Here is a 20,557-nt window from a genome sequence, read left to right on the forward strand (position 1 = left end):
CAACAATTAGCCCCGTGATAAATTTTACTTGAGCAAAATATCCAAGTTGCCACTAACTCTCTGATATGATTTACTTTTAAGACAGGAAATATTTTAAGGAGGAGAACTTAAAATGAAAGATCTAGATAAAAATCCTTTTCAAATTGCCAATCGTGAAGCCCTGATTGGAATCATTTTAGTACTGTTTCATTTTACCTGGTGGTTTTCTTTTGCGTATGGATTAGGAAAAAAAGATCCCTCCGAGTATCAATATATTCTCGGATTTCCTGCATGGTTTTTCTACAGCTGTATTGCAGGTATCATCGTTATGTCAATACTGGTGTTTATTATCGTGAAATTCTTCTTCACTGACATACCATTTGATGATGAGGAGTTTGAGAAATCATGAATTTAGTAGCAACGATCACATTGTTCAGTTCTGTTGCCATCATATTTATTATTGGCCTAATGGCAAGCAGAACGACTAAAACAAGTGCTTCATTTATTGAAGATTATTATTTAGGTGGGCGCAGTTTAGGTGGATTTGTGCTTGCAATGACAATGACTGCTACATATGGAAGTGCCAGCAGTTTTATCGGTGGTCCCGGGGTGGCTTATAATGAAGGATTAGGTTGGGTGTTACTTTCCGTTATTCAAGTTTCAACAGGTTATTTCACCTTGATGATTCTCGGAAAAAGGTTTGCAATCGTAGCAAAAAAATATAAAGCAATAACGATGGTAGACTTTTTAAAAGAACGATATCAATCCAAATGGGTCGTATTATTGTCTTCATTTAGTATTATTGTCTTTTTATTTTCTGCCATGGCTGCCCAATGGATTGGTGGAGGTCGGTTAATTGAATCGATCACTGGATTATCTTATCATTCAGCTTTACTTATTTTTGTATTAACCGTACTCGTTTATGTCACATTCGGTGGGTTCCGTGCAGTAACATTAACAGACTCCATTCAAGGAACGATTATGATTATCGGAACAGTTATCTTGCTTGCTTCCATTATAGTCGCTGGTGGTGGTATTTCCTCCATCATTACTGACCTTAGGACAGAGAATCCAAATTTAATTACACCATACGGAGCAAATGGATCACTATCACCTCAATACGTTTCATCATTTTGGATATTAGTCGGTGTCGGGGTAGTAGCTTTACCACAAATTGTAATTCGAGCGATGTCTTATAAAAATACAAGATCTTTTCATCGAGCACTTATCATAGGTACTATTGTCGTTGGTGTCATTATGTTAAATATGCATTTAATCGGCGTATTTGCTCGTCCGATTTTACCCGGCATAGAAGTTGCTGATACGGTGATTCCGTTAATTGCTTTAGAGGTTTTACCGGCGTGGTTAGCTGGAATAGTATTAGCCGCACCACTCGCAGCAATCATGTCTACGGTCGATTCCTTACTATTATTGGTAAGTTCAACAATTGTAAAAGATGTCTATCTCAATTACATACAACCAAATGCCCCTAAGAAAAAAGTACGTAGGTTAAGTATGACCATAACTGCTGTATTAGGATTTATTGTTTACTTAATTGCGGTAAATCCGCCAGATTTAATTATTTGGCTTAACTTGTATACAATTGGTGGATTAGAAGCAGCTTTTATCTGGCCGGTTGTAATGGGGATCTATTGGAAAAAAGGGAATAAACACGGAGCAATCGCAGCCATTATCACAGGTTTTTGCTCTTACATTTTATTTCAAGCCTTCTATCCAGAACCATTCGGCATGCATGCGGTTGTGTCATCCATAGGGATTTCACTTATTGCATATGTTGGGGTTAGTTTGAGTTTGAGAAACAAAGTACTATGAATTTATTGGACACTTTTTACTGTTTATTGGACACTTCCGATGGTTTATTGGACACTATTCATGATTTATTGGACACTTTTCGTGGTTTATTGGACACTTTACAAAATTAACACTCAAAAAATGACCTCCGAACAAAGGAGGTCATTTTCTTATTATCGATTCAACAAGCTACCAACATAACGTAACAGATCATTAGCTGACTGTGAATTATAACCATACTCTTCAACGAGCGTCGCAACTACTTCATTCATTTTCTTCAATTGTTGCTCATCAGGAGTTTTCGTGGAAGTAGTAATTTTGACAATGTCCTTCAGGTCAGCAAACAATTTCTTTTGAATGGCTTCACGTAAGCGTTCGTGTGACTGATAATCGAATTTTTTACCTTTTCTTGCGTATGCAGAAATTCTAATTAGGATTTCTTCACGGAATGCTTTCTTTGCATTTTCGGAAATACCTATTTGTTCTTCAATCGAACGCATTAATTTTTCATCAGGATGCATTTCTTCCCCTGTTAATGGATCCTGTAATTTTGCTTTATTACAAAATGCTTCAACATTATCTAAATAATTATCCATCAGTGTTTTAGCTGACTCTTCATATGAATAAACAAATGCCTTTTGTACTTCTTTTTTCGCCAGCTCGTCATATTCCTTACGAGCAATCGAAATGTAATCCAAATAGTCCTCTTTTTGCTCTTTCGTAATCGAAGGATGATCATCTAAACCATCTTTTAATGAACGCAACACATCAAGTGCATTGATCGCTTGCATTTCTTTACGGATAATCGTCGATGATATTCGATTGATGACATAGCGAGGATCGATTCCTGTCATGCCTTCATCATGATATTCCTTTTTCATTGCATTCACGTCTTGATCACTAAATCCTTCGACATCTTGATCATTATACAAATAGAGTTTTTTCAACATGCTGACATTGCTTTGTTTGGATTCTTTCAAACGTGTCAGAATCGTAAACATCGCTGCAATTTTCAATGTATGTGGTGCGATGTGGACGTCCTGGATGTCACTTTCTTCAATCATTTTTCGATATATTCGTTCTTCCTGATCTAATTTTAAATTATACGGAATCGGCATCACGATCATTCTCGAATGCAATGCTTCATTCTTTTTGTTCGAGATAAATGACCGGTACTCGGATTCGTTTGTGTGAGCTACAATCATTTCATCTGCAGAAATCAAGGCAAACCGACCTGCTTTAAAGTTACCCTCCTGTGTTAAAGAGAGCAAATGCCATAGAAATTTTTCATCACATTTTAGCATTTCCTGAAATTCCATCAGCCCGCGATTTGCCTTATTTAATTCACCATCAAACCGATATGCTCGAGGGTCTGACTCTGATCCATACGTGGCAATCGTAGAAAAATCAATCGATCCAGTAAGATCAGCAATATCCTGTGATTTTGGATCAGACGGACTGAATGTACCAATACCGACCCGGTTATCTTCTGAGAAAAAGATTCGCTCTACTCTAACATCTTCAATTCTACCGCCGTATTCCTCTTCTAGTCGCAATCTGTTTAATGGAGATAAACTTCCTTCAATTTTAATACCATATTCCTGTTCAAAATCTTCTCTTAAATGTTGTGGAATAAGATGTAGCGGGTTTTCATGCATAGGGCAATTTTTAATCGCATATACCGCACCTCGATCGGTCAACGTGTATTGCTCTAGGCCTCTTTTTAATAATGTGACTAAGGTGGATTTCCCACCACTTACAGGTCCCATCAATAATAAGATTCGCTTTTTAACATCAAGTCTTTTGGCAGCTGGGTGAAAGTATTCCTCAACTAGCTTTTCTAAAGCTTCTTCCAATCCAAATAATTGATGGCTAAAAAAGTTATATTTTCGCACACCATTTTCGTCTGTTACACCCTCATCTTTTATCATCTGGTATATACGGGAATGAGCTGATTGTGCAAGGTATGGCTTTTCTTTTAACAATTCAAGATACTCTGCGAATGTACCTTCCCATTTCAATGCATCTTGTGTTTGACGATGTTCTTGCACCCTTCTTAAGATATCCATAGAACGACCTCCCAATAATGTAAACCTTGCTATGCTAAAAAGCATGATGAAATTATTTTGGTAGTTGCTTTATCTATATGTATGTGGGAAGGCGGTCAAAAATGAATGGAGTATTGATAAGATATCCTTTCTATTCATCTGGAAAAGTCATTTGATTTCTCCATACAAAAAGATTCGCTAACGTGTCTGAAAGAAGGTTTAACAGCCACAAATTAAGTTTATAAAAAAGCATGAAGAAAGTACTCTCCATGCTTTTATCCTATATCTTACCTATAATTATTTACGTATTTTTTTAATTTCGTCTGCTACAAATTGTACCTGTGTTCCAACAATGACTTGGATACTATTTTTACCTACAATATTTATTCCTGGAACGCCAGTATTTTTTATTCGTTGTTGATCAACTGCATCCATGTCTTTTACATCCAATCTTAATCGTGTCACACAATTATCAAGCGTGACAACATTTTCGTCTCCACCTAATCCGGCATAAATTTCTTTTGCCATTGTAGATATATCATCACTAGCAGAAGGTTGTTCATTAGAGTCTTCTGCCTGCTCTACATCATCTTCACGACCTGGTGTTTTGAAATTAAACTTCGTGATTAAGAAACGGAATAATACATAATAAATGACTGCAATAACTAACCCTTGAACAATTAACATAAGAGGTTGATTAGCTAATGGTAATCGTGAGCTTAATACAAAATCGACAAAACCAGCACTAAATCCAAAACCAGCTGTCCAATCAAAAGCAGCTGCTACAGCCATTGAAATACCTGTTAAAGCTGCATGAACAACATATAAAGCTGGAGCTAAAAACATAAATGAAAATTCTAACGGTTCTGTTACACCTGTAAAGAACGAAGCAAAACCAGCTGCTAAAAGTAATGATGCTGCTGTTTTCTTTTTATTTGTTTTAGCTGTATGATACATCGCTAGTGCTGCTGCAGGTAAACCAAACATCATAACTGGGAAGAAACCTGCCTGGTACATACCTGTAACACCTTTTTCCCCTTCTCCAGACCAAAAGTTCGCAATATCATTAATACCTGCAACATCAAACCAAAACACAGAGTTTAATGCATGATGAAGTCCTGTCGGTATTAATAAACGGTTAAAGAATCCATATAGACCTGCACCGATTGCATCTAAATCAAGAATTGCTTTACCAAAAGAAACTAATCCTGTATAAACAACCGGCCATACAAAGAATAGAATAGCAGAAACAAGTAAACTACTTACTGCTGTCATTATCGGTACTAAACGCTTACCACTGAAAAATGCAAAAGCATCCGGTAGTTTTACATGGCTAAACCGATTATACATTATAGAAGCTACAATACCTGAGATGATTCCAATAAACTGATTTTCAATATTACCAAAAGCGGCATTCACATTTTCTGGCTCCACACTTTGCAACAAGGCAACAGAATCCGTTGATAGCAAGGTGGTAATGACTAGATAAGATACTAAACCACTTAGTGCGGCAGAACCATCCTTATCTTTTGACATTCCAAAGGCAATACCAACCGCAAACAAAATCGACATACTCTCACCAGAAACAATCGATTCTCCAGCTTTAATCAAAAAGGCGGCTACTACATTCGCTTCCCCCCAACCTTCTGGATCCATCCAATAGCCAATACCCATTAATATCGCAGCGGCAGGCAAAACGGCAACCGGTAACATTAACGATCTACCGATATTTTGAAGATATTTCATTATCATAATTGATTCCTCCAATGTATTAGAATAAAATTACTGTTTAAGTCTATTAATGTGAATCGTAATATATCCAAGCTCTGATTCCGGAAAATAAATATCATATTTTTGATGGATAATATCTGTTACTTCCTTCGTACACTGATAAGAATCAGCAAATTTGTTTTGAATCATGATTAACATTTCCTCATCCAGTTCATGTAATTCATAGTGATTCACACGGGATAAAGCAAAATGTAAATGAGTCACAAGCCTTTGATAGGATATATCATCTTCTCTAATAGTGATTTCCATCTTCTTTATTATGAGCTGAATCATTTCTCGCACAATGGCAGTATGCTTAATCGTCTGTCTATAATCACCTCCTTGTAGCTTCATCGTATGGATATGCAATGCTATATGAGCGGCTTCATCAATCGGAACTTCTATATGATATTTTTCTCGCATTTGTTGCACTGCCCATAAACCGATTTCAAATTCACTACGATACAAAATTTTTATTTCATTTAAAAGCTTATTTTGGAGATAAATTCCATCTTTTATCCGCTCAATTGCGAATGAAATATGGTCTGTTAAAGCAATATGAATATGCTCACTTAACTTAGTGCCAAGATACTTTTCCGCATAGGAGATAATTTCTTCTGAAATAAGAAAATGTTGTTCTGGAATTCGATCTAACAGCTGCTGTAATTTTTCATTTTCCTTCATCACAAAAAGTTGCTCTACTTTCTTTGGATTTATGACATCATTCTTTTTCTTACCAAATGCAATTCCTGTGCCGATAGCCACTTTTTCTTCTTCCTGGTCCATCACAAGTACAGCGTTGTTGTTCAGAATTTTTTTCAATCTCATTCCATCACCTCCCTTCTATTCAGGATTAGGCTATGCTTACCTCTATCAATTAACGGTTAAAACAGATGTCTTTCCAGCTTCACATTCCGTTTCTATTGTTAGATCAAACTTATTATTCCCTTGATTACTATTTGTAATGACCATTGGTGTAATAATGTGTGGTACTTTATTACGTATAAAATCAAAATCTACTACCATTAACTTATCACCTACTGATACATGATCTCCCTCTTGAACTAAGACATTAAACCCCTCGCCATCTAAGGAAACAGTTTCTAACCCAACATGGATAAGTATTTCCAAACCATCAACCGTCTTTAAGCCAATTGCATGTTTACTTGGTGCAATTTGAATAATAGTGCCTTCAACAGGTGCAACGATCGTTTCTTCTTTCGGAATAATCGCAACTCCTTCGCCCATCATTTTTTGACTAAATACAGGATCAGGTACTTTATCAAGCGGTAATATTTCACCAGTAACAGGTGCTTTTATTTGTAGGGATGTAGGTGTTTTTTTAAACAAGTTCTTAAACATATTTAATACTCCTTTTTACTTTATTTTAGAAGGTTAACTTCTGAATTTTCGAATAAAAAAAAGACATGAAGAAATGTTAAAGGAAGAGACATTCTATCCTTTTTATTTCTCCATGCCTAATCATATTAGTAACATGTGAGCCATTATTAAATTTGCTACCATTCTATTTACAGACATACTAACACATCTAGGTTCAGTTGTCTATACCTATTTATCTACCATTTTTTACTTTGGCAATACAGGTTATTGAATATGAAAACTGAATATGGCGTGATTTGTTATTAATACAATGCTTATAATTTATATAAAGGAGGTATAGACAACTATACTTTTAACTGCTATTCTATAAGTAATAATTTTATCATTAAAGGTGTGAACACAGTTGGATAATCAAAAGCTATTAGTGAAAAATATTGAAATATTTGCTGAAAACCACAAAATTAAGAAAGGGTTTATCAAAATAATTAATCATAAAATTGAGGAAATAAATACTTTGGATAAATTGAAGTCCGAAGAAGAGTATCAAGTCCTCGACTTTTCAAATACAAAAGCAAAAGCTATTCCTGGATTAATTGATGTTCATATCCATGGTGCAAATGGGGCAGATGTGATGGATGGAACACCAGAAGCCCTAAAAGTAATGGCTACAACATTACCTCAAGAAGGAACCACTTCTTTCTTAGCTACAACTATGACTCAAAGTAACGATAATATTGAAACAGCAATTACAAATGTAGCATCCTATATAAACCAGCAACCGAATGGACAGGCGGAAATTATCGGAATCCATCTGGAAGGTCCTTTTATTAATAAAGATCGTAAAGGAGCTCAACCACTAGAACATATCAAAGATCCTAGCATTTCACTATTCAAAAAATGGAATAGTTTAGCTAATCAACATATTCGGCTCGTTACACTAGCACCTGAACTACAGGGTGGTCTAGAATTCATTCAATTTCTAAAAAAACACGGTGTAATAGCATCTGCTGGTCATACCAATGCAACTGCACATGAGATAAATAGTGCCATTGATTATGGACTTTCTCATATAACTCATTTATATAACCAGATGCGGGGCTTTCATCACCGAGAACCTGGAGTTGTCGGGGCAGCATGGCTTCATGATCAATTGATGGTTGAAATCATCGCAGACGGTGTTCATTCGACTTCAGATGCAGTAAACACAGCATTTCAGCTTAAAGGAAATCAAAAAATGTTACTAATAACTGATGCAATGAGAGCAAAATGTCTCCAAGATGGCGATTACGAGTTAGGGGGACAGAAGGTTATAGTTCAAGACCAAAAGGCAACTTTAGAAGACGGTACATTAGCTGGAAGCACGTTAAAACTGGGAGATGCCATTAAGAATATAATCAACTTTACGAACTGCAACTTTGAGGAGGCTATTTCTATGGCTTCTACTAATGCTGCAAAAGAGCTAGGTATCGGTGATAGAAAAGGGGCTCTTGCTACTGGTAAAGATGCAGATATCGTTATCTTAAATGAAGGTAATGACATCATACTAACTATTTGTCGAGGAGAAATTGCATACAAAGGAGATTAAAGAAACATGAAAGTAATTCGTACAAAAAACTATCAAGAAATGAGTAAAATGGCAGCTGAATTTATCTTAAACAAAATTAATTCAAGTTCTAAACTAACGTTAGGATTAGCTACAGGCGGCACTCCTGTTCAAACTTATCATTATTTAGCACAGGATTATCGCGAACATCAAACTTCCTATCAACACGTGACAACATTTAATCTAGACGAATATATCGGATTGGCCAAGAGCGATCCTAACAGTTATCATTATTATATGGATAAACACTTTTTTAGTAAGGTTAACATTCCAACCAATCAAACCTTTATTCCGAATGGATTAGCAGAAAACTTAGAAATGGAATGCTATGAATACGATGAATTAATCAAAAAGCACCATGGCATAGACTTGCAAATTTTAGGATTAGGGAAAAATGGACATGTTGGTTTTAATGAGCCTGGAACTGCTTTTGATCAACATACACATATCGTCGAGTTAACAAATTCAACTATTCAAGCTAATGCCCGTTTTTTCAATGACATTAACCAAGTTCCTAAAAGAGCAATCACAATGGGAATTGGTTCCATTATGGAAAGTAAGGAAATTCTATTACTTGTCTCTGGAACAGAAAAAAATGAGGCACTTAATAAGCTCCTTCATGGTGAGATAGATGAACAATTTCCTGCATCTATACTAAATCAGCATGAGAATGTTACCATTATCGCTGATGAAGATGCCATAATAAATACCAATTTATAAAGTGAGACTATGATCAGTAGGGGTTTTTAACCCACACCGACCATTAGCGAAACCAATCAGGGTGTTAGCGTCTGTCATCCTTAGCCTCCTCGATTTACTTGAAGTTTGAAGTGGGGGACATACAGACGTTTAGCACCGTGATAAATAGTGGCTTGACGTGTAAAAAAATAGCTTCGACCTAAAATAGAAAGAAAGGGGCTAGATGAATGATTGACAAACAATCACCCATTCCTATTTATCATCAATTAGAAGAGCAAATAAAGACTAAGATTGAGAACGGGGAATATAAACCAGGTGACGTCTTACCTTCTGAACGAGAATATGCGGAGCAACTCAATATTAGTAGAATGACTGTACGACAAGCGATTACCAACTTAGTGAATGAACGCTATTTGCATCGTGTAAAAGGGAAAGGAACATTCATTACAGAGCAAAAATTCGAACAAAACTTAAATGGACTGACTAGTTTTACTGAAGACATGAAAGCAAGAGGGATGGAACCTAGTAATAAGTTAATTAAATTTGAAATTATTCCAGCCAATCAAAGTATAGCAGAGCAGCTTCAAATAGCAGAACATACGCCGATTTATGAGATTAAGCGGATACGTTTAGCAGAGAATATTCCAATGGCTTTAGAGCGTACTTATATTTCTGCTAACCTGATTAAAGGTTTAACAGATGACATTGTGCAAAACTCGCTTTATCAATATATCGAGAGTGATTTGGGCTTTAAAATAGGGCATGCAAATCAAATATTTGAAGCTACTATTGCAAACGAAGAAGAAATTGAATATCTAGAGATACCAGAAAACTCACCGGTCCTCTTTATCAAAAGAACGACACAACTTGAAAATGGCACTACTTTTGAAGTTGTTAAATCCTCTTACCGAGCAGATCGATACAAATTTATGCTTGATCTAGAACGTTAATAAGGAGAGTCATAAAATGTGCAAAACAGTTACCGAAGCAACAAATCAAAATTCACTTTCTATAGATGAAATGGAAGCTCTTGACATCGTCCATTTAATGCTGGAAGAAGATCGTAATATTCTAGAAGGAGTTAAAAAATCATTAACTGCTATCGCAAAAGCAGTAGAGCTGATTGTAGACAAGTGGCAGCATGGTGCTCGCGTCTTTGTCGCAGGTGCTGGAACAAGCGGGCGTATTGGTGTATTAGACGCTGTTGAGCTTGGTCCAACATTTTCGATAGATCCCGATCGCTGGATTGCATTCGTTGCCGGTGGAAAAAATGCAATGTGGGAACCGCTTGAGCAACACGAAGATAGTGATTCAGATATCGTCCAAGAATTACAACAACACCATTTTAACGAAAACGACGTATTGATTGCTATTAGCGCAAGCGGGACGACACCTTATTCGTTAGCTGCTCTTACATATGCGAAAGAGAAACAGGCCTCATCGATTTCCATCAGCTGTAACAATCAAACGATTTCAAGTGAATTAAGTGATGTCGGAATCGAATTAGTAGTTGGTCCTGAGGTTATCAGAGGGTCAACAAGATTAAAAGCTGGTACAGCCCAAAAATTAGCCATCAATATGATTTCAACTGCAACTATGATTAAGCTGGGAAAAGTGTATCAGAATGAGATGGTAGATATGCAGCTCATTAACAAAAAATTAGTAAAACGAGCAGAAACGATGCTAACACAATTAACAAATCTCGATGAACAAGAAGCACAAGCATTAATGAACGAAACCAACAACGATGTAAAGCTTTCCTTAATCATAGCCAAAACAGGTTGCACCAAACAAGAAGCAGAAAAATATTTAACCAAAGCAAATAGTCATGTAAAAAAAGCGATCCACTTATATGAAATGCATTCAGAAAAGGATATTAACGATTAAACGTTAAAGCAACCATCTAGACTAATTTCTACGAATAGTCTAAGAATTGTATCATTCAAATTCTTGTCTTCACAAAAGGTATAGGATTCGCTATAATAGAGAAAGAATAAGTTACATAATTGATCGAAGTATGTGTTTTATAAAAAGGAGGATCCTCATGGGTATTGCACTAATCATCGGTGTTTGTGTCGCATTTATAGTTGCTATCTTCGCTGCGGGATACGAAGCAAAACATTAAACAAAAGCTTGCTTTCAATTGAAAGCAAGCTTTTTTAAGGATAACACTCATATGGGACTTTTCAAATAAACTTGCCTACCATATCAGATAATGAGATTTAGTTTCATCAAAAATGCGGCTACATTGCAGTTCACCCTAAAGTAGACATCTCTATTATTATAAATCATAGACATTGATAGCATTTAAACCCAAATGCTTCTGTTTCTACTTCACACATTTCCGTAAAAGTAATCTCTTCTTTTGTGAATAACTCCTTCACTTTTTTATTCGATAAAGCATCTATTTTTATTGCCTTTGCCTGATCACTGTTATTTAAAATAAAGATTAATTCTGTATCTTCTGTTTGTTTCCGATAGGCAATCACACTTTCTTCAATTTTAAGAAAACTAAAATCAGCACGGTTACCAAAGCCACGAACTTCTTTCCTCATTTGCAGTAATTGCTTAACGAAATGGAACAACGCTAGGTCCTGCCTGGACTCATCCCATTCCATACATTTTCGACAACCCGGGTCATTTCCACCTGTCATACCAATTTCATCTCCATAGTAGATACAAGGTGAACCGATAAACGATAATTGAAATAAATAAAGTAATTTAATTCTCTCCTTATTACCATCAGCCTCCGTTAATATCCGAGCTGTATCGTGACTATCTAATAAGTTAAACGCAACCTCATTAACATTTTGCGGATACATATGCAGTACATTTGTGATATTGTCAGCAAAGGTCTCACTAACCATATTATTTTTTGCAAAAAATTCCACAGCACCATTTGTAAAGGGATAGTTCATCACCGCGTCAAATTGATCACCTTGCAGCCAGCGCATCGAATCGTGCCAAATCTCTCCTAAAATATATGCATCTGGTTTTGCCTTTTTAACGACTTGGCGAAAGTCTCGCCAGAAGGCATGATCGACTTCATTCGCAACATCTAAACGCCAGCCATCAATATCAAATTCTTCAATCCAATAACGCGCTACATCCAATAAATACTTCTTCACTTCTGGATTAGATGTATCTAACTTTGGCATCGACGCAACAAATCCAAACGCATCATAGTTCGGAAAACCTTCTGCTTTCACTGGAAATTCCCATAAATGAAACCAGTCTTTGTATCGGGAAGCTTCTTGTTTTTCCAACACATCTTGAAAAGGTTTAAAATAATATCCACTGTGATTGAAAACAGCATCCAACATCACCTTAATACCACGTTTATGGCACTCCTTCACCAAATTTTGAAATGTTTCTTTATCACCAAATTGTGGATCAATTTCAAAATAATCGATCGTATCATATTTGTGATTTGAATACGCCTTAAAAATTGGGGTGAAGTAAATCCCGTTAATCCCTAATTCCTCCAAATAACCGAGATGATTGATTACACCCTGAAAATCACCACCGAAGAAATTAGTCGGTGTCGGATCTTCACTGCCCCACTTTAATGTTCCTTCCGGATTTAAAGAAGAATCTCCATTCGCAAAACGTTCCGGGAAAATCTGGTACCAAACTGTATCCTTAACCCAATCAGGTGCCTGGAAAATATCAGCTTCATGTAAATATGGAAAACAGAAATAATTACCAATTTCGGCAGGAGCTGATTTAAAAAAGCCCCTTTCGGTTACAATGACTTCATTTTTATGAGTATCAGTACAGCGAAAACCGTAACGTAGTCTACGATAATCCGGTTTAACGGATACTTTCCAATAATCTATTCGTTTAGTTGTTCCAGACTTGATCATTTTTTTCGTTCTATATTGCCATTTATCACCTTTAAAATCGTATGGATCAGCAAATATTAGTTCAACACTCTCCATATCATCCTTTTTCGTCTCTAACATAATATTTATCGTTTCTTTATCTCTTGCGTAAACATATTGATTAATTGCTCTGTGGTTGATTGCTTCAATAAACATATTATATCCTCTCTTCTTTTTAAATTTATTCTCTGTAAATTTAAATGAAAACAACCCCATGATGGAATGGGGTTGTTTTACTAAAAAGCATTGCCCGCCTCTAATGCATTATTCTTGCCACGTCGTTGTTACTGTATCCGTACCTTGATTTGGCACTGTGTAAGTATGATTTGAACCACTTTCCCAAATCACATTTCCTGAAGCATCTTTTTTAATAAATTTATACTCTAATTGTTCATTTACAGGTACAGCAATATCATAATACCACTTTGGATAAGAATAGATTACTTGATTGAAAAATGGTCCAATTGCTTTATCAGGGTCCCAGTTTCCTAATTCTTGCGTACTTCCAACGATATAAACATTACTTCCATAGTCAGTACTTGCTTGCTCTACAGCAAATCTCACTGAAATAAGATGATTGGTTATGACTTCAAAGTTTTCGTAAACATTACTTTCTACATTACTATTTGTCATGACTTTAATATCGTAAAGACCTGCAGTTATATCAGGAGTAGTAACGACAATTTCGGAGTCACTCCATGAAGTAATCGTAGCACTGTTGTTTCCAAAGAAAACATCACCTTGAGTATTACCAAAACCTTCTCCATTAATCGTAACTTCATTTCCAGGTTGGCCAACCATCGGACCAACATGGCCAATTTTGGGCTGATTATTGTTTTCTGTTATTTGCCAAACAGCTACTTCATTCGGTTGTAAATCAAAAGAAGTTACTAATCCATTTCCATCTACATTGATTGAACCTCCATTTAATAACCCACCTAATACATCATTATACGTTCCTTCTGGCAAAGAAGTATTCATATTTGTTATGGAGTAATTTGTGTCACCACTATTAACAGCTGTCACAACTACATTATTTCCAAATTTCCGTTCATAGATATAAACATCTTGGTTTATCCAACGTTCGGTCGTATCTCCGTATCCTAAAGCTATATTATTTTGCCTAAGATGAGCAAGTTTACTAATAATTTGGTATGCATTTGTTGTTTTATCAAAACTAGGCATAGGTTTTCTGTTTTCTGGATCTGAATTGCCAGTTAAGTAATGTTCTGTTCCATAATATATAGTAGGAACGCCACGAGAAGTTAATAAAACTGCTAGTGCCATCTCTGTATTTACTTGAGCAGCATTTTCTTTTTGAAATCTGCTCATATCATGATTGTCAATAAACGTTACCTGATCATTAACTTGTTCATAACTGTTGGATGTTTCTTCGATCATACTATGGTAATCCTGCCAGTTATCTTCCTCTGACATTAATACAGATCTAATTTGTTGACCATATTGAAAATCTAAGAGACTCATACCACTTTCATTGGCAAAATAATGATTTTTAGGATCCACTTCCCCTTGCCCCAAGAACCATTCTCCAAAAGTAAACACTGGTTGATATGAATAAATGTGATTCATAAGGGTTTCTTGCCACCCTTGTGACATGTGTTTTACAGCATCAACTCTTATTCCATCGATCCCTTTATCTAACCATAATTCAATTGATTCTTTTAAATATTGATCGATCACTTCATTTTGTAAGTCGTAATCTGCTAAGTCATAAAGGTTCCTATAAATACCATCTTCATAGGAGGAAAAATCAGTACCTCCATTATGGTGAAATAGGCCAAGTGTATCATTAGAGTAATTACCGATTAAGCTACCATTGTCATAAATAGTGCCATTTTCAACATAACTCTCGTCTGTTTCCAAAGCTGGCGATGAATGATTTGGTGTAAAATCCATAATAATCTTAATTCCATTACTGTGAGCTACATTAACCAATTCATCAAAGTCTTCGAAATCCCCATAAAATGGATTAGTTTTTTTGTAATCTCTTGCCCAATAACCATGATAAGAAGTATAACCTTCAGGATGTATTCCATAAACGTTTTCAACAGGTTGGGAAATCCATAACGCTGTAATGCCTAAATCGTTAAAGTAGCCATCGATGATTTTTTCAGAAATACCCTTCCAATCACCACCCATGTATTTGTGCAAATCAGTTTGACTATACAGTTCTCCTTCCGGATTATTAGAAGTATCTCCATCATGAAAGCGATCCGTTACAATTTGATAAATAGTATCTCGGGCATAATTCACCTTATTAACATCTGAAGCAGCTTTCAATACTGACGGTAAAAAGGAAATTATCAACAGCAATACAACAAAAAGCGCAATCGTTTTCGTGCATATTTTTAATTCTTTAAACAAATTATTTCATCCTTTCCGTTTTTTCTTTACTCGCTTTTCCTCTATCCTCCTTTTCCAAAACAAACAACCCCGGCTATTTTAAAAAAAGCCGGGGTTGTTTGTAAAAATACAAAAGCAGTGCCCTCAATTTGTATATTGGTATTTATCATAGTTGTTAACATTATTATTACAATAATTTAAATCGTATGTCAATATCTTTTTCATCTTCAAAAGATATATATAATGTAGGGAAAATTATTTATATTTTTTTCAAGAAAACGCTTGCTTATATAATTGATCCTATGTATAATTAGACTCAATAAAGCGCAAGCGATTGCGCAAATTATTAAAAAGGGGAGAAAGTATATGAGAATAAGAAAGTATTGGTTAGCTCTAATAGCATTGTTTACAATCGTTATCATTTCAGCATGTGCTCCTGATAGAGAGGAAAACACAAATACAGATAATAACCAGAATAGTACATCGGAAGAAACTGGGGAAGATTCCGCAAATGCTGATAAACCTGAAGAATTAACAGTTTGGGCAAATGATGAAGAAAAACAATTAAAAGCTATCGAAGAAATAGCAGCAGATTATGAAAAACAAAATGATATTAAGGTAAATGTAGTACCTAAAACTATGCTTGATCAATTAGATGAATTGGCATTAGCAGGACCTGAAGGCAATGGACCAGATTTATTTTTTCAACCACACGACAGAACAGGTGATATTGTAGCACAAGGATTAGCACAACCACTTGATATATCTGATGAAGATTTAGCAGGATACAGTGATGCTTCGCTAGAATCTGTACAGTATGAATTTGAAGGTTCGACCGCTATGTATGGCGTTCCCGCTGTAATAGAAACTTATGGCGTTTTTTATAATAAAGATATAATCGATGAACCACAAACCATTGATGACTTATTGGTTGCATTAGAAGAAAAAACAGATGTATCACAAGATAAATTTGGCTTTTTAATGAAACCAAACGATTTATATTTTGCTTACCCTTTCTTTAAAAACTATGGTGGATACATTTTTGGCGGAAACATTGGTGAATATGATACAAGTGATATCGGATTAGCAAATGAAGGTGCTGTTGAAGGTGGAAAACTATTCCAATCATTTTTCGGAGATGGAAAAATTCCCCCTTCTACGACAACTGATGTTATAGATGGATTATTTACAGAAGGAAAAGTTGGTGCTGTTATTAATGGACCATGGAGTATAGCAAGTTATAGGGAGGCTTTAGGTGACAGTCTTGGATTTGCACCGTTTCCTGACATCAATGGTAAAGGAGCACAATCACTCGTTGGTGTAAAAGCATGGATGGTTTCTTACTACTCTGATAATACGGAATGGGCAACCGATCTAGCATTATTCATGACAAACGAAGAAAATCAAAAACATTACTTTGATGTTGCGGGTGAGTTGCCAACTAATACTAGTGCACTTGAATCTATCGATGATCCAATTTTCAGCACTTTTAGTAAACAAATTGAAAATGGTGTGCCGATGCCTAGTACTCCACAAATGTCTCAAGTTTGGGAACCAATGAATAATGCATTACAGTTCATAGCTGAAGGTGAAGATCCTGCTTCTGTATTACCGGAAGCAGTAGAGCAAATAAAAACTAATATTAATGCTAGTGGTGCTCAATAAAACAATTACAGGGAAGAAAATTTTTTCTTCCCTCTCATTTTTTCTGTCCTATTGGGGAGGTAATCAAATTGAATCACAATTCCAATAACAAATTAAAAAAACATAATCCAAACGTTGCCACTGTATTGTCAATCATTTTTGCAGGATTAGGTCAACTTTATAACCGCAGATTTTTAAAAGGCATAATTTTTATTCTATTAGAACTTGCCTTTTTAATAACATTGCTAGATTCGATTAATTTCGGATTATGGGGATTACGTACATTAGGTACTATTCCAGGCACAGATCACTCCATTCGATTATTAGTGTTTGGTGTCTTAGCATTAATCGCAACCGTAATTTTGATCGCATTATATATATTTAATGTGATGGATGCACGTAACCAAGCAAAAAAAATTAGAGATGGTTGGAAACCAAAAGGTTTTAAAGACACAATAATCGATTTTTATGATACAACATTCCCATATTTAATGACTGTACCTGGATTATTACTCATGATTTTTGTAGTAATATTCCCACTTATATTTTCGGTATTACTAGCATTCACTAATTATAATTTATACAACTCACCACCAAGAAACCTCGTGGATTGGGTAGCGTTTGATAATTTCAAAGAACTTATTACAGTTCCAATCTGGCAGGATACTTTTATCAGTGTTTTGGCGTGGACAATCGTATGGACAGTTCTTGCAACAACACTACAAATTGCTATAGGTTTATTCTTAGCGTTAATCGTAAATGACCCAAGAATTCGATTCAAGAAATTAATTCGTACGATTCTAATTTTACCTTGGGCAGTTCCTGCATTTGTTACGATTTTAATTTTTTCGGCTATGTTTAATGATGACTTTGGCGCGATTAACCGCGATATTATCATTCCGCTTTTTGGAGGAGAAGGTATCTCATGGCTTAGTGAACCTTTCTATGCAAGGACGGCGATCATTTTAATTCAAACATGGTTAGGTTTTCCTTTTATATTTGCCTTGTTTACTGGTGTCTTACAAAGCATTTCGAAAGATTGGTATGAAGCAGCAGATGTAGATGGTGGATCCCGCTTTCAAAAATTTCGCTTTATAACTTTTCCACATGTCATGTTTGCAACTGCACCATTATTAATCATGCAATATGCGCAAAATTTTAATAATTTTAATATTATTTATCTATTTAATGAAGGTGGCCCTCCAATAAGGAATCAGAATGCTGGTGGTACTGACATATTAATTTCCTGGGTATATAAGTTAACCTTTGAAACAAATAATTATGCAATGGCAGCGGTTATTTCTCTAATCATGGGACTGATTATTTCTGGTTTCGCCTTTTATCAATTTAGGCAGACGAAATCATTTAAGGAAGAAGGTGAATTATAATGAATCAAAAGCAAAAGTCAAAAATCGAAGTAACCCTTATGTACCTTGTTATTCTTATCACTTCCATTATTATATTTTATCCATTAGTTTGGACAGTAGGAATGTCTCTTAATCAAGGTTCTAGCTTATATTCATCTTCTCTCATTCCAGAAAATTTTTCATTGGAACATTACAAATGGCTTTTTAGTGAGGAAAGCGATTATTTATTATGGTACAAGAATTCACTGATCGTATCTATCTCTGTAGCTGCAAGTAGCGTAATCATAACGTCTTTAGTAGCATACGCATTTTCACGGTACGAATTTAAGGGTAAAAAGAATGCATTATATATCTTCCTGTTACTTCAAATGTTTCCTGTTATGATGGCAATGGTAGCATTATATATTTTCCTTAATATGATTGGAATGCTTGATACATTAACTGGGTTAATATTGGTTTATCTTGGTGGACAAATACCATTTAATGCATGGTTAGTTAAAGGATATTTTGACACTATTCCGCGTGAACTTGACGAAGCAGCTAGAATCGATGGCGCAGGTCATTTAAGAGTATTTTGGAGTGTAATGCTTCCACTAGCTAAACCTATTCTAGCGGTAGTTGCATTATTTAATTTTATGATGCCGCTTTTTGATTTTTTATTACCTTCAATCGTACTATCAAGTCAAGATAACTATACACTAGCTGTTGGATTATTTAATTTTATTAATGATCGTTTCGCTAATAATTTCACCAGGTTTGCTGCTGGTTCAATTTTAATAGCTGTTCCGGTTGCAACGGTTTATCTATTCTTGCAACGGTACCTAATTTCTGGACTTACTGCTGGGGGTACGAAAGGATAAGTGTGAATTTCTCATAAGTTTCTTAACTAAATATATTTCATATTAGTACCTGATCACATATAATAGAAATACAGAAATTTCAGATTACTATGCATTTTTACTAAACTAAAGGGTGAATAAATATGGGAATTACAATTAAAGACGTAGCAAAAAAAGCAGGAGTAGCACCCTCTACTGTTTCTAGAGTTATAGCTGACAATCCTAGAATCAGCTTAGATACAAAGAAACGTGTTAGAAAAGCAATGAAAGACCTTGGTTACCATCCAAATATCAATGCACGTAATCTGGCAGTACGCTCTTCACAGGCAATTGGTGTGATCATGCCATCATCTGCTGATAAAGCATTGCAAAATCCATTCTTCCCTGAAGTATTACGAGGAATTGGTTCTTTCGCCCATGAAACTGAATATTCTTTATACGTATCAACAGGCGGTAATGACCAGGAAGTTTATGAAGAAGTACAACGAATGGTAAATGGTAACCGAGTTGACGGTATTATCTTACTATACTCTCGAATTGCTGATCCTGTACAACAATTTTTAACAGAGAAAGATTTCCCGTTTGTTATTGTCGGGAAACCTTCTGAACAAGAAAGTGAAATTACGTATGTCGATAATAATAACTTTAAGGCTAGCAAAGATTTAACCAATCATTTAATAGATATTGGACATCGGCATATCGCCTTTATTGGTGGTTCAACGGAATTAACTGTGACTGTTGACCGATTGAATGGCTATAAATCTGCTATAGAAGAAGCAGGCTTGCCGCTACCAAGCGAATATACCGTACATGCAGAATTTTTAAAATCAGGTGGTCGCGATGCGGTTGAGCAACTATTTGCATTAGATGAACCACCAACAGGTCTCGTTGTGGCCGATGATTTGATGACTTTGGGTGTCATTAATACATTAGAGGAAATTGGACTCAGTTGTCCTGAAGATGTTTCCTTAACATCATTTAACAATCTTTATCTGTCGGAAATCACAACACCACCTTTAACAACTGTTGATATTCAAATCTACCAGTTAGGTGTGCAGTCCGCGCGTTGCTTAATTGAAAAAGCAAAAAATAAAGATGAGCCAGCTAAACGTATTATCGTTCCTTATGAAATTAAATTCAGACAATCAACGAAATCATTCACGTCTGAAACAGTAAAATAATAGTCTCAAAGGTACACCTATTAAAC

Annotated in this window: 16 protein-coding genes; 10 read left to right on the top strand and 6 right to left on the bottom strand. The window is 35.5% G+C overall.

The genetic code is table 11. From position 1 onward, the window contains the following. Nucleotides 1–112 precede the first annotated feature (112 nt). Both ACTWP4_RS00700 and panF read left to right on the top strand, forming a co-directional pair. Nucleotides 113–388 (top strand): YhdT family protein, encoded by a 276-nt coding sequence (locus tag ACTWP4_RS00700; RefSeq protein ID WP_443126837.1) that lies wholly within the window; start codon nt 113–115, stop codon nt 386–388. Beyond that, nucleotides 385–1,812, top strand: a complete 1,428-nt coding sequence (panF, locus tag ACTWP4_RS00705) for a sodium/pantothenate symporter (protein WP_443126838.1) — start codon at nt 385–387, stop codon at nt 1,810–1,812. Before ACTWP4_RS00700 ends, panF begins: the two co-directional genes overlap by 4 nt. A gap of 152 nt (nt 1,813–1,964) precedes the next feature. Here the strand turns inward: panF and ACTWP4_RS00710 are convergent, their stop codons facing one another. The 4 genes from ACTWP4_RS00710 to ACTWP4_RS00725 all read right to left on the bottom strand — a co-directional run bounded on the left by ACTWP4_RS00710 (nt 1,965) and on the right by ACTWP4_RS00725 (nt 6,971). After that, nucleotides 1,965–3,860, bottom strand: a complete 1,896-nt coding sequence (locus ACTWP4_RS00710; RefSeq protein WP_443126839.1) for a PrkA family serine protein kinase — start codon at nt 3,858–3,860, stop codon at nt 1,965–1,967. A 276-nt stretch (nt 3,861–4,136) separates the two neighbouring features. Further along, on the bottom strand, nt 4,137–5,588 hold the full coding sequence (gene nagE / locus ACTWP4_RS00715; RefSeq protein ID WP_443127345.1) for an N-acetylglucosamine-specific PTS transporter subunit IIBC: 1,452 nt from the start codon (nt 5,586–5,588) through the stop codon (nt 4,137–4,139). A 33-nt stretch (nt 5,589–5,621) separates the two neighbouring features. Continuing rightward, a complete protein-coding gene (locus ACTWP4_RS00720; protein WP_443126840.1) occupies nt 5,622–6,437 on the bottom strand; it encodes a PRD domain-containing protein in 816 nt (271 codons plus the stop codon). A gap of 45 nt (nt 6,438–6,482) precedes the next feature. Next, nucleotides 6,483–6,971 carry a PTS sugar transporter subunit IIA gene (locus tag ACTWP4_RS00725; RefSeq protein WP_443126841.1) on the bottom strand — a complete coding sequence of 163 codons (489 nt, stop codon included), beginning with the start codon at nt 6,969–6,971 and terminating at the stop codon, nt 6,483–6,485. 382 nt (nt 6,972–7,353) lie between these two features. On the opposite strand from ACTWP4_RS00725, the gene nagA reads away from it, so the two are divergent. The 4 genes from nagA (at nt 7,354) to murQ (ending at nt 11,139) form a co-directional block, all read left to right on the top strand. Further along, nucleotides 7,354–8,535: an N-acetylglucosamine-6-phosphate deacetylase gene (nagA, locus tag ACTWP4_RS00730; RefSeq protein WP_443126842.1), complete on the top strand. Its 1,182-nt coding sequence runs from the start codon at nt 7,354–7,356 to the stop codon at nt 8,533–8,535. A 6-nt stretch (nt 8,536–8,541) separates the two neighbouring features. Continuing rightward, nucleotides 8,542–9,273 carry a glucosamine-6-phosphate deaminase gene (gene nagB, locus ACTWP4_RS00735; RefSeq protein ID WP_443126843.1) on the top strand — a complete coding sequence of 244 codons (732 nt, stop codon included), beginning with the start codon at nt 8,542–8,544 and terminating at the stop codon, nt 9,271–9,273. 206 nt (nt 9,274–9,479) lie between these two features. Continuing rightward, nucleotides 9,480–10,202: a GntR family transcriptional regulator gene (locus ACTWP4_RS00740; RefSeq protein ID WP_443126844.1), complete on the top strand. Its 723-nt coding sequence runs from the start codon at nt 9,480–9,482 to the stop codon at nt 10,200–10,202. Nucleotides 10,203–10,218: 16 nt separating this feature from the next. Then, complete coding sequence (gene murQ, locus ACTWP4_RS00745; protein ID WP_443126845.1) at nt 10,219–11,139, top strand: N-acetylmuramic acid 6-phosphate etherase; 921 nt, start codon at nt 10,219–10,221, stop codon at nt 11,137–11,139. A gap of 401 nt (nt 11,140–11,540) precedes the next feature. Here the strand turns inward: murQ and ACTWP4_RS00750 are convergent, their stop codons facing one another. Further along, nucleotides 11,541–13,292 carry a glycoside hydrolase family 13 protein gene (locus ACTWP4_RS00750; protein ID WP_443126846.1) on the bottom strand — a complete coding sequence of 584 codons (1,752 nt, stop codon included), beginning with the start codon at nt 13,290–13,292 and terminating at the stop codon, nt 11,541–11,543. A gap of 108 nt (nt 13,293–13,400) precedes the next feature. Continuing rightward, nucleotides 13,401–15,521, bottom strand: a complete 2,121-nt coding sequence (locus ACTWP4_RS00755; protein ID WP_443126847.1) for an alpha-amylase family glycosyl hydrolase — start codon at nt 15,519–15,521, stop codon at nt 13,401–13,403. A 345-nt stretch (nt 15,522–15,866) separates the two neighbouring features. Here ACTWP4_RS00755 and ACTWP4_RS00760 point away from each other — a divergent pair, with 345 nt between their 5' ends. The 4 genes from ACTWP4_RS00760 (at nt 15,867) to ACTWP4_RS00775 (ending at nt 20,531) form a co-directional block, all read left to right on the top strand. After that, the gene (locus ACTWP4_RS00760; protein ID WP_443126848.1) at nt 15,867–17,165 is read left to right on the top strand and encodes a sugar ABC transporter substrate-binding protein; all 1,299 of its coding nucleotides are present in this window, start codon (nt 15,867–15,869) and stop codon (nt 17,163–17,165) included. A 68-nt stretch (nt 17,166–17,233) separates the two neighbouring features. Continuing rightward, nucleotides 17,234–18,532, top strand: coding sequence for an ABC transporter permease subunit (locus tag ACTWP4_RS00765; protein WP_443126849.1), 1,299 nt, complete (start codon nt 17,234–17,236; stop codon nt 18,530–18,532). Further along, nucleotides 18,532–19,371 carry a sugar ABC transporter permease gene (locus tag ACTWP4_RS00770; protein ID WP_443126850.1) on the top strand — a complete coding sequence of 280 codons (840 nt, stop codon included), beginning with the start codon at nt 18,532–18,534 and terminating at the stop codon, nt 19,369–19,371. Before ACTWP4_RS00765 ends, ACTWP4_RS00770 begins: the two co-directional genes overlap by 1 nt. Before the next feature lie 122 nt (nt 19,372–19,493). Beyond that, nucleotides 19,494–20,531, top strand: a complete 1,038-nt coding sequence (locus ACTWP4_RS00775; protein WP_443126851.1) for a LacI family DNA-binding transcriptional regulator — start codon at nt 19,494–19,496, stop codon at nt 20,529–20,531. Nucleotides 20,532–20,557 lie beyond the last annotated feature (26 nt).

This window comes from Gracilibacillus sp. D59 (assembly GCF_052246695.1).
Taxonomy (GTDB): Bacteria; Bacillota; Bacilli; order Bacillales; family Amphibacillaceae; genus Gracilibacillus.